Here is a 15,542-nt window from a genome sequence, read left to right on the forward strand (position 1 = left end):
TTATTGTGTTCTGAATATTGATCTACGCTTGCGTGCAAGACTGCTTGGATAGCTTGGCCAGGTGAATCGACCTGGCCTCCGTTACGAATTGGGCAAGGGGGGGCACTGCTACCCGGCTGGCCATGTAAGGATGCTGACGAATGCCGCGTATTGATGGTCCTGTATTACATCGTGGTTTACGCCCTTTGTTTCGAGTCGCGCTGTGCAGCCAGTTGCTCTGGCCGGCGTTCGCGTTCGCCGACACGGCCTACGATCAAATGGTGCTCGACGCCCGGGCCGGGCATTACACGCCCGCGCTGACCGTTTTGCGTCAGGTGCCGCCGGCCCAGGCCACCACCGGCCAGGTCAGCGATCACCTGCAGATCGCAGGATGGGCCGGACTTGATGCGGAAGTGGTGCAGGTCTACGAGACCCAGGGTCGTGGCCGCGCACTGCCGGTTCAGGCGCTGACCGCCACCGCCCGGGCCTACCGTAACCTCAAACGCTGGGATCAGGCGATCCAGGTCTACAACAAGGCCCTGACCCTGGAGCCGGATAACGCCGACCTGCAACTCGGTCTCGCGCTGACCCAGGCCGATTCCAGCAAGCCTGACGAAGGGGTGATCCGCGCCCGTTCGCTGGTCGCCGCCAAACCCGATGATCCCTCCCGCCGACTGGCGCTGGGCTACGCCTTGAGTCGCGCCGGCAAGCCGTACGACGCGCTGTTCGAATACGACCAGGCCTTCATGCGCGCCGGCAACAAACCCGAGGTCGCTCGCGAATACGTGGTCGCCCTGCAAAAGGTGCGTCTGCCGGAGCCGGCGCTGCGGCTTGCCAGGCAGCGTCCGGGGTTGATCGATCCCGTCACCTTGCGTCGACTGGAAGGTGATCTGGCCGCCGAACGCGTGCGCCTGGCCGAACTGGCCACCCGCAGCGAAAAAGAACGCTACGTGATCGCCGACCGCGCCCTGGCCGACTACGACCAGTTGCTCGCCACCTGGACCCCGGACGCCAGCGCCCACGATGACGTGACCCGCTGGCGCATCGACCGCATGGGCGCACTCAAGGCCCGGGCGCGCACCGCCGAAGTCATCAGTGAATACCAGAAGCTGCAAGCCGAAGGCGTGAAGATCCCGACCTACGCCCTGCGCTGGGTGGCGGCGTCCTATCTGGATCAGCGCCAGCCGGAAATCGCCACCGATCTTTACCGTCAGGTGCTGGCGGCGCCGGACGCCGATGTCGGCGACCGACTCGAAGACACCACGGCGCTGTATTACTCGCTGCTGGAAAGCGACCGCGCCGAAGAGGCGCGCAAGGTTGCTGAGGATCAGGCCAAGGCGCAGAAGCCGCGTGTCGAACTCAAGGGCTTGCCGATCGGCAACCCCAACGACGAATGGATGGACGCCCAGCAACTGGCGGCACAGGCCGGCACCTATGGCTCCGACCTGCCTCACGGTGAAGAGCGTTTGCAGACTCTGGTGGATCAGGCACCGGGCAACATCGGCCTGCGCCTGGCCCAGGCCGATCTGTACCTGGCCCGCAACTGGCCGCGCCGCGCGGAAAACCAGCTCAAGGAAACCGAGAGCATCGCGCCGCGCGACATGGGCCTGGAAGTCGCGCAGGCCCGCGCCGCCATGGACTTGCAGGAATGGCGGCAGATGGATGCGCTGACCGATGATGTGGTGGCGCGCTTCCCCGACAACCGTCAGGTCCAGCGTCTGGCCCGTGAACGTGAAGTGCACGACATGTCCGAGCTGCGCGTCGAGGCCTATGGCGGCAAGGCCAACGGCGGCAGCGGTGGCGATGCCGGCGCGGTCTCCGGCAGCCGGGATTTCGGCATCCAGACCACCCTTTACAGCCCGCCGATCAATGAAGACTGGCGAGTGTTCGGCGGGGCCGGATACGCCACCGGCGATTTTGCCGAAGGCACCGGCCACCACCGCTTCCAGCGTGTCGGCCTGGAGCGTCGCACCCGCGACATGACCCTCGAAGCCGAAGTATCGAATCATTCCTACGGTTTCGGCGACAAGCAGGGCGCGCGTCTGGCGATTGCCCGCGATATCAACGACCACTGGCAATACGGCGGCAGCCTCGAATACCTCTCGGCCGAGACCCCGCTGCGGGCATTGAACAGCGACATCAAGGCCAACGGCGGCAGCGGTTTCATCCGTTGGCGCGCCAACGACAGCCGCGAGTGGCGGCTGGCGGTCAGCCCGTCGCACTTCAGCGACGGCAACAACCGCGTCGAAGCCTTGCTGACCGGAAAAGAGGGCGTCTACAGCGCGCCGAACCTGCAAGTCGATGCGGGCCTGGAAGTGGGCACCAGCCACAACTCCAAGTCCGATGACGTGCCGTACTTCAACCCGAAGTCGGACTTCAGCGTCATGCCGCTGCTCAACGTCAATCACGTGCTGTACCACCGCTACGAAACTGCCTGGAGCCAGCAGTTCCAGGCCGGTGCGGGTACTTACAGCCAGCGTGATCACGGCACCGGCGGCATGGCATTGCTCGGTTACGGCCAGCGCTACGCCTGGAACGATGTGTTCGAGGTGGGCGGTTTGTTCAGCGTGATCAACCGGCCCTACGACGGTGACCGGGAAACCGATCTGCGTCTGCTCGTCGACCTCACTTTCCGCTTCTAGAAGAGTTTGAAGATGCCTTTGATTTCGCGTTTCTTCCTTCTGCTGGGAGTGCTGCTGGTCAGCGCCTGCGCCCAGCAAGCCCCGGCCTTCGTGCCGCCGTCCGAGCGACCGCTGGCAGCCAATGAAAAGCCCTGGCCGAAAAACCACGTGCTGGGCATTGCCTACCACGACGTCGAAGACCGTGACCCCGATCAGGCGGTGGTGGCGGTGCGCACCGAGCGCCTGCTCGAACAGCTCGCCTGGCTGCGGGAAAACAACTACAAACCGGTGACGGTCGACCAGATCATGGCCGCGCGCAAAGGCGGGCCGGAACTGCCGCCCAAGGCGATCCTGCTCAGTTTCGACGACGGTTATTCAAGCTTTTACACTCGCGTGTTGCCGGTGTTGCGCGCCTACAACTGGCATGCGCTGCTGGCGCCGGTCGGCACCTGGATCGACACGCCGCTGAACCAGCCGGTGGACTTCGCTGGCACGCCGCGTGCGCGCTCCGACTTCCTGACTTGGGCTCAGGTGCGGGAAATCTCGCAATCGGGTCTGGTGGAAATCGCCGCTCACACCGATGCCAATCACAAAGGCATTCTCGCCAACCCGCAAGGCAACCTGCAGCCGGCGGCCGCGACCCGACGCTACGATCCTGTGAGCAAACGCTACGAATCCGAGGCCGATTTCCAGGCGCGGATCCGCGCTGACGTGCAGGCGATCTCGGAGAAGATCCGCAAGAACACCGGTAAAAAACCGCGCATCTGGGTCTGGCCTTACGGCACGGCGGACGGCACGTCGCTGACCGTGGTGAGCGAGGAAGGCTATGAAATGGCCCTGACCCTCGATGACGGCCTCGATGCCCTCGACAACCTGATGAGCGGGCCGCGTTTCCTGGTGGCTTCCGACCCTGACGGCGAGCACTTCGCCAACAGCGTGGTCGGCGTGCAATCGGATTTCACCATGCGCGTGGTCCACGTCGATCTGGACAACGTCTACGACCCGGATCCGGCGCAGCAGGAAATCAACCTCGGCAAACTGATCCAGCGCATGGCCGACATGGGCGCCAACACCGTGTTCCTGCAAGCCTTCGCCGATCCGAAGGGCGATGGGCTGGTGCATTCGCTGTACTTCCCCAACCGTCATCTGCCGATGCGCGCCGACCTGTTCGATCGCGTCGCCTGGCAATTGCGCACCCGGGCTCACGTGAAGGTCTTCGCGTGGATGCCGGTGCTGAGTTTCGAGCTGGATTCGAAGCTGCCACGGGTGACGCGCTGGGATCCGAAGACCGGCACGACCGCTGTCGACCCGGATCAATACAAGCGCCTGTCGCCGTTCGATCCCGACGTGCGGCGGATCATCGGCGAGATCTACGAAGACGTGGCACGCCTGACTTCGGTCGACGGCATTCTCTACCACGACGACGCGGTGCTTTCGGACTTCGAAGACGCCAGCCCGCAGGCGCTGAAGGCCTATGCCGCCAACGGCTTGCCGGGCTCGATCGCCGCTCTGCGTGACGATCCGGCAGCGATGCAGCGCTGGACGCGGTTCAAGAGCCGTTACCTGATCGACTTCACCAAGGAACTCACCGCCAAGGTGCGCGCGATTCGTGGCCCGCAAGTGCTCACCGCGCGCAACATCTTCGCCGAGCCGGTGCTCAATCCGCACAGCGAAGCGTGGTTCGCGCAGAACCTCGACGACTTCCTCGGGACTTACGACTGGACGGCGCCGATGGCCATGCCGCTCATGGAAAAACAGACGTATGCGCAGTCCGGCCCGTGGCTCGAAGAGCTGGTGGCGAAGATCAAACAGCGCCCCGGCGCGCTGGATCGCACGGTGTTCGAACTGCAGGCCCGGGACTGGACGAAAAAGGACCAGGCCGATATCGACGGCGCGCAACTGGCCGACTGGATGAGCCGCCTCAAGCGTCAGGGCGCCACCAGTTTCGGCTACTACCCGGACAACTTTCTCGAGAACCTGCCGGACCTGAAAACCGTGCGGCCTGCGCTCTCCAACAAATGGAACCCATGACATGCTGGATAGACTGCTGGCCCTGCTTGTTCTGGCGATCGTCCTCGGCGTCCCGCTGGGGCTGATCTTCCTGGTCACCGGGCAATTCCTGATGGACTTCGTGTTCTTCTACCCGCTGTTCATGTCCGGGTTGTGGATTTCCGGTGGCCTGTATTTCTGGCTGCACTGGGAGCGGCACTGGCCGTGGAAGGACGACACCCTGCCGCCACCGCTGGAAGGCGAACCGCTGATTTCGATCCTGATCCCTTGCTACAACGAGGGCGACAACGCCGCCGACACCATCCACGCGGCGCTGGCGCAGCATTACCCGAACATCGAAGTCATCGCGATCAATGACGGCTCCAAGGACAACACTGCCGAAGTGCTGGATGCACTGGCCAAGGAAGATTCGCGACTGCGGGTGCTGCACCTGGCGGAAAACCAGGGCAAGGCCGTGGCCCTGCGCATGGGCGCCATCGCTGCGCGCAGCGAATATCTGGTGTGCATCGACGGTGACGCGCTGCTGGCGCCGAACACCGCCGCTTACCTTGTGGCGCCGATGCTCGACAACGCACGACTGGGTGCGGTGACCGGCAACCCACGGATCCGCACACGTTCGACCCTGGTCGGTCGGGTTCAGGTCGGCGAGTTCTCGTCGATCATCGGGCTGATCAAGCGCACCCAGCGGGTGTTCGGGCGGATCTTTACGGTGTCGGGTGTGATCGTTGCGTTCCGCCGCACGGCGCTGAACCGGGTTGGCTACTGGAGCCCGGACATGATCACCGAAGACATCGACATCAGCTGGAAGCTGCAACTGGATCACTGGAGCATCTTCTACGAGCCCCGTGCCCTGTGCTGGATCCTGATGCCGGAAACCCTGCGCGGTCTGTGGAAACAGCGTCTGCGCTGGGCCCAGGGCGGCGCCGAAGTGCTGTTCAAGAATATTCGCGGGATCTGGCAGTACCGTCACCGTTACCTGTGGCCGCTGCTGTTCGAATACTGCCTGTCGACCGGTTGGGCGTTTACCTTCCTGTTGTCGGTGATCTTCTGGGCCGTCGGCAAGTTCGTGGTCATGCCTGAAGCGATTGCGGTGCATCACCTGATGCCCCCGGCGTTCACCGGTCTGCTGCTGGCGTTTGTCTGTCTGGTGCAGTTCGCGGTCAGCATCATCATTGACCGTCGTTACGAGCCGGGCCTGGGCAAGACCATGTTCTGGGTGGTCTGGTATCCGATCGCGTTCTGGTTCGTCAGCCTGCTGACCACGCTGGTCAGTTTCCCCAAAGTCTTGTTCGGCCAACACCAGAAGCGTGCGCGCTGGGTCAGCCCCGACCGGGGTATCAAGCCGCTCGGGGACGATGAAGAGGAGGTTATCAAATGAAAATCATCCGGACCCGCCAACGGCCGTTTCTGGTAGTGGTCGATGCGTTCTTCACCGTGCTGGCCTGGATCGGCCTGCTGTATCTGCTGGCGCGCGGTCTATGGCCGCTGATCGAGACCCACGAAGGCGGGCCGCGCATCGACAATTCGGCGTTCGAAGCCCTTGGCACCTTGCAGATTTACCTGTGGGTGGCGCTGGTCAACGCGGTGATCCTGATCGGCTGGGCGCGCTATCAGCAACGCAAGAGCCGAAGCTTCGCCCAGCGCCGCCTGCCGTCCCCGGTGGTCGACGATGAAGGGCTGAGCCGCAGCTTCAAATTGTGCGACGAGCGCTTTCAGAAACTGCGCGGGCCGGGCGTGATGACCATCCACAACGATCAGGACGGCGACGTCAGCCAAGTGGTGCCGCATCTGTGGCCGGTTCAGCCGCAGGAACTGCCGCCACCGCTGGCGCCTCTGGAACATCCTCGGGTGATATTTCTGCACGCCGAGGACGACGACAACCGCGAGCCGCTGAACCGGATCACCTGACGGCGCGAATCAGCCGCCAGGCTTCATCCATCGGCAGCGGCTGTTTCATGCGTTCGGCCAGCAGCGCCATCGCTCGCTCCTCTTCGCAGGCCACCGCCGCCACCACCACGCCCTTGCTCCCGAACAGCCCGATAAATGGCGGCTGTTCGGGTTCGCCGATGAATTCGACTGCGTCCCACGCCTCGGCGTGACCGAGATAGTCGTAGTTGCGGCCGAAATGCCAGGTCCAGAAATACGGCACGTCGAGGTAATGCTCGTCGCCACCGAGCAGGTTGGCGGCGGCGATCCGCGCGTGCTGCTGGGCCAGGCGCCAGTGTTCGATGCGTTGTGGTTTGCCGTTCAACGGGAAGGTGGCGATATCGCCAATCGCCCACAGGTCGTCAGCCACGCGCAGGCTGGCATCGACCAACAGTGATTGATCCTCCTCGCGCGGCAAATCGCCGAACGCTTCGGTCGCCGGATGCACGCCGATTCCCGCCAACACCAGATCCGCCGACAGGCGCAGACCGTTGTCGAGCAATACTGCCTCGACCTTGCCGTCGCCGGTGATCTCCCTGGCTTCGTGATCAGTGATGAATTTCACGCCGTGTTCTTCATGCAGTGCCCGGATCGCCTTGCCCACGGCTTCACCGAATTGCGCCGCGAAGGGAATCTCGTGACGCGCCAGCACCGTCACCTCGAGACCGTGCTGGCGCAGGGCCGAGGCGCATTCGAGCGCAATGAAACTGTCACCGATGATCACCGCGCGCTGGCCCGGCTGGGCGGCGTCCATGATGGATTGCGCCTGGGCTTTGGAGCGCAGGACAAATACCTGGGGCAGGTCGGCGCCGGGTAGTTCCAGCGTGTTCGGCGTTGCGCCGGTGGCCAGCACCGCCGCGCTGTAATGCAGTGTGCGGCCATCGCTCAGGTGAAGGGTTTTGGCTTTGGCATCGAGCCCTGTGACCTCGCCTGAAACCCGGTTGATGTGCTGTTCGCGGTAAAAATCGTCATCGCGCAGCGGCGGGGTTTCCGCCGACGGCATTTCCCCGGACAGCACGAATTTGCTCAGCACCGTTCGGTCGTAGCCGGCGTCCGGCTCGCGGTCGATCAGCACGATCCGCCCGCCGAAGCCTTTTTCCCGCAGGGCGGCGGCGCAGGCCGTTCCCCCGGCACCGGCGCCGACGATGACAAAGGTGCGCGGATCGTCCTGCGGCGGGGTGTGCGGATCCGGCAGCGGCTGGTCATCGACCCACACCTCGTCGCCGCGCAGTTCCAGCGGATAGCGCTTGAGGCTGTCCAGCGCCGGAGGCTCGCACAACGCGCCATCTTCGGCGCGAAAGGCTGCCTTGTGCCAAGGGCAGATCAAACGGCCATGGCACAACGCACCTTCCGCCAGCGGTGCGCCGGCGTGCGGGCATTGCCCCTGAAAGGCACGCAACTGGCCGGCGGCGCGCAGCAGGACGACCTTGCAGTCGCCGACTTGCACCTCCAGGCCACGGTCTTCAGGCACATCGGTGAAACGGGCGACACGGTGCAGGGTCATGGTCGTGCTCCTTACAGGCATTTCTCATACGAGTTTGGGCCGCATTGCGAGGTTCAGCCATTTGCCACTGCCACGGCACGAACGGTACGGCTATAGTTTGCAGGCCGACGAAGGCCCAACTGCACAAGGTGCTCCCGGAATGACCCGATTGACCTCTCTCAACCCTTGGCTGGCGGCCGTTGCCGTCGCCCTTTGCGTGCAGTTTCCGGCGCAGGCCCAGGAGCGTTTCACCCTCAGCATTCCCGGCGTGTCGGATAACCGCCTGTTCACCTCGGCGGCGGCCAGCGATGCGGCCGGCTGCGGCGGCAAGAACCAGTCGCCGGCCCTGAGCTGGAACGCCGGCCCGAGCGGAACCCTGAGCTACGCCATCGTCATGCACGATCCGGACGGCCAGAAAGGCGCGGGTGTCGATCACTGGATTCACTACGGCATCAAGGCCACGACCCGGCAGATTGCCGCCGGCGTTGGCGCCAAATCGGCCCTCGAAGGCGTCGGTGGCACCAACAGCAAAGGCACCACCAGCTACGTCGGCCCGTGCCCACCGGTGGGCGACAGCGCGCACCACTACATCATCCAGATCTACGCCCTGGATCTGGCCCCGGACGCCTTGCCCGCCGGCCTGACCCGCGCCCAGCTGATGGAAAAAATCAAAGGTCACGTGCTGCGCAACAGCAGTGCGGTGCGGCGTTATCACCGCTGAAAAAAAATTTTGGCGAGGTTTAACCCGAACGCAAAGGGCTGCCCGTCTCAGGGGATGAATGGATCAATTCTTCCCCGAGGTCAGCCCCCATGTCCCTTCCTTCCACGCTTCTGCGCCCCCTTGCTGCCAGTGTGTTGCTGGTGATTGCCGGTTGCGGTGTTTCCTCCAGCCCGGAAACCACCGTCGCGCCGCTGCCGGCGCAGACCGAACTGAAATCTTCCGTACAGCCCGAAGCGGTCATGGCCGACAGCGCGATGGCCAAGCGCAGTGCACTGGCGGCGCCGATCGCCAGTTTTGCACCGATGCCGGCCAGTGAAAGTTATCCACAAGGCTATCGTGACGAACAACGCGAGCAGTACGCCAAGCTGGCCGACAACCCGATCCACAGCGTCGCCGAAACCCCGGTCTCGACCTTCAGTGCCGATGTCGACACCGGCGCCTACGCCAATGTGCGGCGCCTGCTCAATCAGGGTCGCCTGCCGCCGGAAGGCGCGGTACGGCTGGAAGAGATGGTCAATTACTTTCCCTACGACTACGCACTGCCGAGCGATGGCTCGCCCTTTGGCGTGACCACTGAACTGGCTGCCTCACCGTGGAACCCGCACACCCGCTTGCTGCGCATCGGCATCAAGGCCTCCGACCGCGCGGTGGCGGAACTGGCCCCGGCCAATCTGGTATTTCTGGTGGATGTGTCCGGCTCGATGGACCGCCCCGAAGGCTTGCCGCGGGTCAAAAGCACCCTGAAGTTGCTGGTCGATCAATTGCGCGAGCAGGATCGGGTGTCGCTGGTGGTGTATGCCGGCGAATCCAGAGTGGTGCTGGAGCCGACTTCCGGACGGGAAAAGGCGAAAATTCGCACAGCCATCGAGCAATTGACCGCCGGCGGCTCGACTGCGGGCGCTTCAGGCATCGAGTTGGCTTATCAGATGGCGCAGCAGGCGTTCATCCCCAACGGCATCAACCGCATCCTGTTGGCCACCGATGGTGACTTCAATGTCGGCATCAGCGACTTCGACAGCCTGAAACAAATGGCTGTGGATAAACGCAAGAGCGGGATTTCCCTGACCACCCTGGGTTTTGGTGTGGATAACTACAATGAACACCTGATGGAACAACTGGCCGATGCCGGTGACGGCAACTACGCCTACATAGACAACCTGCGCGAAGCGCGCAAGGTGCTGGTGGATCAACTCGGTTCGACCCTCGCCGTGGTGGCGAAAAACGTCAAGTTGCAGGTCGAGTTCAACCCGGCGCAGGTCAGCGAATACCGCCTGCTCGGTTACGAGAACCGCGCGTTGAAGCGTGAGGATTTCAGCAATGACAAGGTCGATGCCGCAGAGATCGGTGCGGGACATACGGTGACGGCGCTGTATGAAATTGTCCCGGCAGGCGAGAAGGGCTGGCTGGAGCCGCTGCGTTACGGAAAAACCGATGCAGTGGTTTCCGAGAAGAAAGGAGAATTAGCAATGCTGCGTGTGCGATATCAAAAGCCTGAGGGTGGGAAAAGTCTGCTGATCGAGCGGCCGATTGCCAGTCAGGTGGCGCCGGCCAGTGAGGATCTGCGTTTCGCCGCCGCCGTCGCCGCGTTTTCCCAGCAACTCAAGGACGGCCGCTACACCGGCGAATTCAGCCTCAAGGACACCGAAGCCCTGGCCCGAGGTGCACGCGGCGATGACCGCTTCGGCCTGCGCAACGAGTTCGTGCAACTGGTGGAACTGGCGCAGAGCCTGCGTACGTCCACGGCCTCCAACGCAATGTCCACCGAGCGACGGATTGAATAGTGAGCCGCCTCAAAGGCTTCATCACCCAGTTGTTTGCTTCTGCAGACAGCCTTGAGGCCAGCAGCGACGAATCGCTGCTGGCCCGTTATCGCGAGGGTGACGGCAAGGCGTTCGAGATCCTGTACGCCCGTCATCGCCAGAGCCTTTACCGGTTTCTGCTCGGTTTGAGCGGCAAACCGGAACTGGCCGACGAGGTTTTCCAGGAGACCTGGCTGAGCCTGATCCGCAGCGCCAGTCAGCCACAAGGCCGGGCGACCTTTCGTACATGGTTGTTCCAGATTGCCCGCAATCGCCTGATCGACCACTGGCGCAAACACGGCGCCCGGCAACCGCTGCATGACAGCTACGACGAGCAATTTCACGCCGTCAGCGACGACGCCTCGGATCCCGAACAATTGCTCAACCTCAGCCGCGACAGCCAGCGCCTGGAGAGCGCCCTGCAATCCTTGCCCGCCGACCAGCGCGAAGTGTTCCTGCTACGCGCCCATGGCGACCTCGACCTGGCGCAAATCGCCAGCCTCACCGGAACACCGCTGGAAACCGTCAAGAGCCGCTTGCGCTACGCCCAGCAAAAACTGCGTCGGCTGCTGGCCGAGGAGGTAATGACATGACGGACGCCCGCCCGACACCCGAAGAGCAAGTGCTCAAGCACGTGCGCGAACAGCACAACGCCGAGCCGCCGGCGCATCTCGATGCGCTGATCCTAAACGCCGCCCACCGTGAAACCCCGGCGCCAAGGCAGAGCCTGTGGCAACGCTGGCTCAAGGCCTGCCAGAAGCCGCGCTACCAAGTGGCTTTTGCCAGTCTGGTCGGCATCGCGCTGATGCTGTCGCTGGTGCAGCGTGCGCCGGAACCCGTGGCTCAATTCGATTTCGCCCCTGCTGCCAAACCGGCTGCGCCTGGGGTCCGCCAGGAGGCCCGATCGCTGTCGGCTCCTGCCGGCGCACTTTCCGCGCCAGCTCCCGCGCCGATGGCGGAAATGGCCGCGCCGATGCAGAGCGAATCGATCAGCGCCGACACGGCGGACGAAGCCAAGGTCAGCAAGCGCGCCGCCGCCCCGGTCAACGGTCTCGACGCGCAACTGCGCGAAGTCCTGCGCCTGCGCGAGTCCGGCCAGTCGCAAGCGGCCGACACCCTGTTCAACAACCTGCACAAGCGCTACCCGAACGTGAATCTCGACCTGCGGCTGGAAAAAATCCGCAAGAACTGACTGTATCAGCCATCCGCCATTTGGCATTGACCTGCAAAAACGCGCACTATCGGGTCATTGCCGATGCGCTGGAGGATGCCGTGGCCCAAAAAATCGACCGCATCGCCCAAATGCTCAACTGCCCGGTCAAGGGTGAGGAACTGCGGCGGGCAGTGACGGAGAGTCGCAAGGAGTTTCTTCTGGCCAAACAGGCCGAAGAGGATCTGGAGGACGACGTTCTCGATGATGACTTGATCGAGGACGAAGAAGACGATGATGAATATGACGAGTTTGACTGGACGACGGAGTGAGTCGCCAGCCAGCAGGTACAAAAAAGCCCCGGACCATCACAGTCCGGGGCTTTCTCGTTTAAATCAATGGCGCACCAGGCGGGATTCGAACCCACGACCCCTGCCTTCGGAGGGCAGTACTCTATCCAGCTGAGCTACTGGTGCAGCGGGCGACATCATACCTAGGTCGGCTCGGGGCGTCCATGCCGGGTTTTGGTGCGTATTGTCAGTGCGCGTGTCGGTTGAAAAGCACTGCATTCCATAAAGCTGTAACGTCCTGCAAAAGGCTCGCTTGGCGCTTTGGGGAGGCTGTTCTATGGTTTCCCTGCGATCGGGGCTGTTGGTACGTTGATCTGAAATGTTCAGCAATTGCGGCGTTTTTGTTCTTTTTTTCGAACGCCCTATTGTCCTTCAACCCCTTTGAACCTAGGATTCGTTTGAGATTTCAAACGCTCCTGATCCAGGTGCTGAGCCGCACGCGTTTCGAGTCGTGCGCTATTTATGTGCCAGCCCGGTGAATGATTTCCCTGACGGCAGCCTTGCGAGGCGCCTTTCTACAATCATAATTTTGCTCCGCGCCTTGCGCGGTGCTGTTAAGGAAAGCCGACATGCAGCTTAAAGACACCCAGTTGTTCCGCCAGCAAGCCTTCATCGATGGCGCATGGGTCGACGCGGACAACGGTCAGACGATCAAGGTCAACAACCCGGCCACTGGCGAGATTCTGGGCACCGTGCCGAAAATGGGCGCTGCCGAAACCCGCCGCGCCATCGAAGCCGCCGACAAGGCGCTTCCGGCCTGGCGTGCACTGACCGCCAAGGAGCGTGCAGGCAAACTGCGTCGCTGGTTCGAACTGATGATCGAGCACCAGGACGACCTCGCTCGCCTGATGACCCTCGAGCAAGGCAAACCGCTGGCCGAAGCCAAGGGCGAAATCGTTTACGCCGCTTCGTTCATCGAGTGGTTCGCCGAAGAAGCCAAGCGCATTTACGGCGACGTGATTCCGGGCCACCAGCCGGACAAGCGCCTGATCGTGATCAAACAACCGATCGGCGTGACCGCTGCCATCACCCCGTGGAACTTCCCGGCGGCGATGATCACTCGTAAGGCAGGTCCTGCGCTGGCCGCCGGTTGCACCATGGTGCTCAAGCCGGCTTCGCAAACTCCGTTCTCCGCATTCGCTCTGGCCGAACTGGCCCAGCGCGCCGGCATCCCCAAAGGTGTGTTCAGCGTGGTGTCCGGCAGCGCCGGCGATATCGGCAGCGAGCTGACCAGCAACCCGATCGTGCGCAAACTGTCCTTCACCGGCTCGACCGAAATCGGTCGTCAGCTGATGTCGGAATGCGCCAAGGACATCAAGAAAGTCTCCCTGGAACTGGGCGGCAACGCGCCGTTCATCGTGTTCGACGACGCGGATCTGGATAAGGCCGTCGAAGGCGCGATCATTTCCAAGTACCGCAACAACGGCCAGACCTGCGTCTGCGCCAACCGTCTGTACATTCAGGATTCGGTCTACGACGCGTTCGCCGAGAAGCTGAAAGTGGCAGTCGCCAAGCTGAAGATCGGCAACGGTCTGGAAGAAGGCACCACCACTGGCCCGCTGATCGACGAGAAAGCCGTGGCCAAGGTGCAAGAGCACATCGCTGACGCGGTGAGCAAAGGTGCAACCGTTCTGGCCGGTGGCAAGCCGATGGAAGGCAACTTCTTCGAGCCGACCATCCTGACCAACGTGCCGAAAGACGCGGCGGTGGCCAAGGAAGAAACCTTCGGTCCGCTGGCGCCGCTGTTCCGCTTCAAAGACGAAGCCGAAGTGATCGCGATGTCGAACGACACCGAGTTCGGTCTGGCCTCGTACTTCTACGCTCGCGACCTGGGCCGTGTGTTCCGTGTGGCTGAAGCCCTGGAATACGGCATGGTCGGCGTCAACACCGGGCTGATCTCCAACGAAGTCGCGCCGTTCGGCGGTATCAAGGCCTCGGGCCTGGGTCGTGAAGGCTCCAAGTACGGCATCGAAGATTACCTGGAAATCAAATACCTCTGCCTGGGCATCTAAGCCTCGGTAGAAGATCGCTGTAAACGCAAAGGGCACGAGAGCGCTGTCCCTTTGCGTCGTTTCAAACCGGAATTTTCTCTGCGGCCGGGAACGCCGTGGCAGTCGATCATCGCATGCTGCCACCGCCGATTCCTCCCGCTTTATCCTTGAACCACGCCGCCCGATGAGCGGCGAATGAGGACTGTAATGAGCAAGACTAACGCTGAACTGATGGCCCGTCGTACCGCAGCTGTTCCACGTGGTGTTGGCCAGATTCACCCGATCTTCGCCGAGTCCGCGAAGAACGCGACAGTAACCGACGTTGAAGGTCGTGAATTCATCGACTTCGCCGGCGGTATCGCCGTACTGAACACCGGCCACGTGCACCCGAAAATCATCGCCGCCGTGACCGAGCAGCTGAACAAGCTGACCCACACCTGCTTCCAGGTTCTGGCCTACGAGCCGTACGTCGAGCTGTGCGAGAAAATCAACGCTCGCGTACCGGGCGACTTCGCCAAGAAAACCCTGCTGGTGACCACCGGCTCCGAAGCCGTTGAAAACGCCGTCAAGATCGCCCGTGCCGCCACTGGCCGCGCTGGCGTGATCGCCTTCACCGGCGCTTACCACGGTCGCACCATGATGACCCTGGGCCTGACCGGTAAAGTCGTGCCTTACTCGGCCGGCATGGGCCTGATGCCAGGCGGCATCTTCCGCGCGCTGTACCCGAACGAACTGCACGGCGTGAGCATCGACGACTCGATCGCTTCCATCGAACGCATCTTCAAGAACGACGCCGAGCCGAAAGACATCGCCGCGATCATCATCGAGCCTGTGCAGGGTGAAGGTGGTTTCTACGTCGCACCGAAAGAGTTCATGAAGCGTCTGCGTGCCCTGTGCGACCAACACGGCATCCTGCTGATCGCTGACGAAGTGCAGACCGGCGCTGGCCGTACCGGCACCTTCTTCGCCATGGAACAGATGGGCGTTGCTGCCGATCTGACCACCTTCGCCAAGTCCATCGCTGGCGGCTTCCCGCTGGCCGGTGTCTGCGGCAAGGCCGAATACATGGACGCCATCGCGCCAGGTGGCCTGGGCGGCACCTACGCCGGTAGCCCGATCGCTTGCGCTGCGGCCCTGGCCGTGATGGAAGTGTTCGAAGAAGAAAAACTGCTGGACCGCTGCAAGGCTGTTGGTGAGCGTCTGGTCACTGGCCTGAAAGCCATCCAGGCCAAGTACCCGGTGATCGGCGAAGTCCGTGCCCTGGGCGCGATGATCGCGGTCGAGCTGTTCGAAAACGGCGACAGCCACAAGCCAAACCCGACCGCCGTCGCGGCTGTCGTGGCCAAGGCGCGTGACAAGGGCCTGATCCTGCTGTCCTGCGGCACCTACGGCAACGTGCTGCGCGTCCTGGTACCGCTGACCTCGCCGGACGAGCAACTGGACAAAGGCCTGGCGATCATCGAAGAGTGCTTCTCGGAGCTGTAATCCGTAGCACCGTGTGATCGGATCGAC

The 15,542-nt window shown here is 62.8% G+C and carries 12 protein-coding genes and 1 tRNA gene; 11 read left to right on the plus strand and 2 right to left on the minus strand.

Translation table 11 applies throughout. The annotated features are described in order from the left end of the window. Nucleotides 1-140: 140 nt before the first annotated feature. Genes pgaA through pgaD form a run of 4 tightly spaced genes read left to right on the plus strand, consistent with a single transcriptional unit; the run spans nucleotide 141 to nucleotide 6,518 of the window. Nucleotides 141-2,621 (plus strand): poly-beta-1,6 N-acetyl-D-glucosamine export porin PgaA, encoded by a 2,481-nt coding sequence (gene pgaA, locus CAF76_RS17365; protein WP_085647903.1) that lies wholly within the window; start codon nucleotides 141-143, stop codon nucleotides 2,619-2,621. A 12-nt stretch (nucleotides 2,622-2,633) separates the two neighbouring features. Then, nucleotides 2,634-4,631 (plus strand): poly-beta-1,6-N-acetyl-D-glucosamine N-deacetylase PgaB, encoded by a 1,998-nt coding sequence (gene pgaB, locus CAF76_RS17370; protein WP_085647904.1) that lies wholly within the window; start codon nucleotides 2,634-2,636, stop codon nucleotides 4,629-4,631. A gap of 1 nt (nucleotide 4,632) precedes the next feature. Next, the gene (pgaC, locus tag CAF76_RS17375) at nucleotides 4,633-5,988 is read left to right on the plus strand and encodes a poly-beta-1,6-N-acetyl-D-glucosamine synthase (protein ID WP_085647905.1); all 1,356 of its coding nucleotides are present in this window, start codon (nucleotides 4,633-4,635) and stop codon (nucleotides 5,986-5,988) included. Next, nucleotides 5,985-6,518: a poly-beta-1,6-N-acetyl-D-glucosamine biosynthesis protein PgaD gene (gene pgaD, locus CAF76_RS17380; RefSeq protein WP_039772993.1), complete on the plus strand. Its 534-nt coding sequence runs from the start codon at nucleotides 5,985-5,987 to the stop codon at nucleotides 6,516-6,518. Before pgaC ends, pgaD begins: the two co-directional genes overlap by 4 nt. On the opposite strand, the gene CAF76_RS17385 is transcribed toward pgaD, so the two are convergent. Beyond that, nucleotides 6,511-8,040 (minus strand): FAD-dependent oxidoreductase, encoded by a 1,530-nt coding sequence (locus CAF76_RS17385; protein ID WP_085647906.1) that lies wholly within the window; start codon nucleotides 8,038-8,040, stop codon nucleotides 6,511-6,513. The genes pgaD and CAF76_RS17385 overlap by 8 nt on opposite strands. Nucleotides 8,041-8,179: 139 nt before the next feature. On the opposite strand from CAF76_RS17385, the gene CAF76_RS17390 reads away from it, so the two are divergent. The 5 genes from CAF76_RS17390 (at nucleotide 8,180) to CAF76_RS17410 (ending at nucleotide 12,021) form a co-directional block, all read left to right on the plus strand. Continuing rightward, nucleotides 8,180-8,740 carry a YbhB/YbcL family Raf kinase inhibitor-like protein gene (locus CAF76_RS17390; RefSeq protein ID WP_064592611.1) on the plus strand — a complete coding sequence of 187 codons (561 nt, stop codon included), beginning with the start codon at nucleotides 8,180-8,182 and terminating at the stop codon, nucleotides 8,738-8,740. An 89-nt stretch (nucleotides 8,741-8,829) separates the two neighbouring features. Then, nucleotides 8,830-10,521, plus strand: coding sequence for a VWA domain-containing protein (locus tag CAF76_RS17395; RefSeq protein ID WP_085647907.1), 1,692 nt, complete (start codon nucleotides 8,830-8,832; stop codon nucleotides 10,519-10,521). 29 nt (nucleotides 10,522-10,550) lie between these two features. Further along, nucleotides 10,551-11,132 (plus strand): RNA polymerase sigma factor, encoded by a 582-nt coding sequence (locus CAF76_RS17400; RefSeq protein ID WP_256579639.1) that lies wholly within the window; start codon nucleotides 10,551-10,553, stop codon nucleotides 11,130-11,132. Beyond that, nucleotides 11,129-11,731: a hypothetical protein gene (locus CAF76_RS17405; RefSeq protein ID WP_085647909.1), complete on the plus strand. Its 603-nt coding sequence runs from the start codon at nucleotides 11,129-11,131 to the stop codon at nucleotides 11,729-11,731. The genes CAF76_RS17400 and CAF76_RS17405 overlap by 4 nt, the downstream gene beginning before the upstream one ends. Nucleotides 11,732-11,751: 20 nt before the next feature. Next, nucleotides 11,752-12,021 (plus strand): hypothetical protein, encoded by a 270-nt coding sequence (locus CAF76_RS17410; RefSeq protein ID WP_256579630.1) that lies wholly within the window; start codon nucleotides 11,752-11,754, stop codon nucleotides 12,019-12,021. 67 nt (nucleotides 12,022-12,088) lie between these two features. On the opposite strand, the gene CAF76_RS17415 is transcribed toward CAF76_RS17410, so the two are convergent. Continuing rightward, nucleotides 12,089-12,165 (minus strand) — tRNA-Arg (locus CAF76_RS17415). A 443-nt stretch (nucleotides 12,166-12,608) separates the two neighbouring features. Here CAF76_RS17415 and gabD point away from each other — a divergent pair. Both gabD and gabT read left to right on the plus strand, forming a co-directional pair. Beyond that, a complete protein-coding gene (gene gabD / locus CAF76_RS17420; protein ID WP_064592619.1) occupies nucleotides 12,609-14,051 on the plus strand; it encodes an NADP-dependent succinate-semialdehyde dehydrogenase in 1,443 nt (480 codons plus the stop codon). A 186-nt stretch (nucleotides 14,052-14,237) separates the two neighbouring features. After that, a complete protein-coding gene (gene gabT / locus CAF76_RS17425) occupies nucleotides 14,238-15,515 on the plus strand; it encodes a 4-aminobutyrate--2-oxoglutarate transaminase (RefSeq protein WP_007957613.1) in 1,278 nt (425 codons plus the stop codon). The last annotated feature ends 27 nt before the right edge of the window (nucleotides 15,516-15,542 follow it).

It is taken from the genome of Pseudomonas sp. B40(2017) (assembly GCF_002112855.1).
GTDB lineage: Bacteria > Pseudomonadota > Gammaproteobacteria > Pseudomonadales > Pseudomonadaceae > Aquipseudomonas > Aquipseudomonas pharyngis.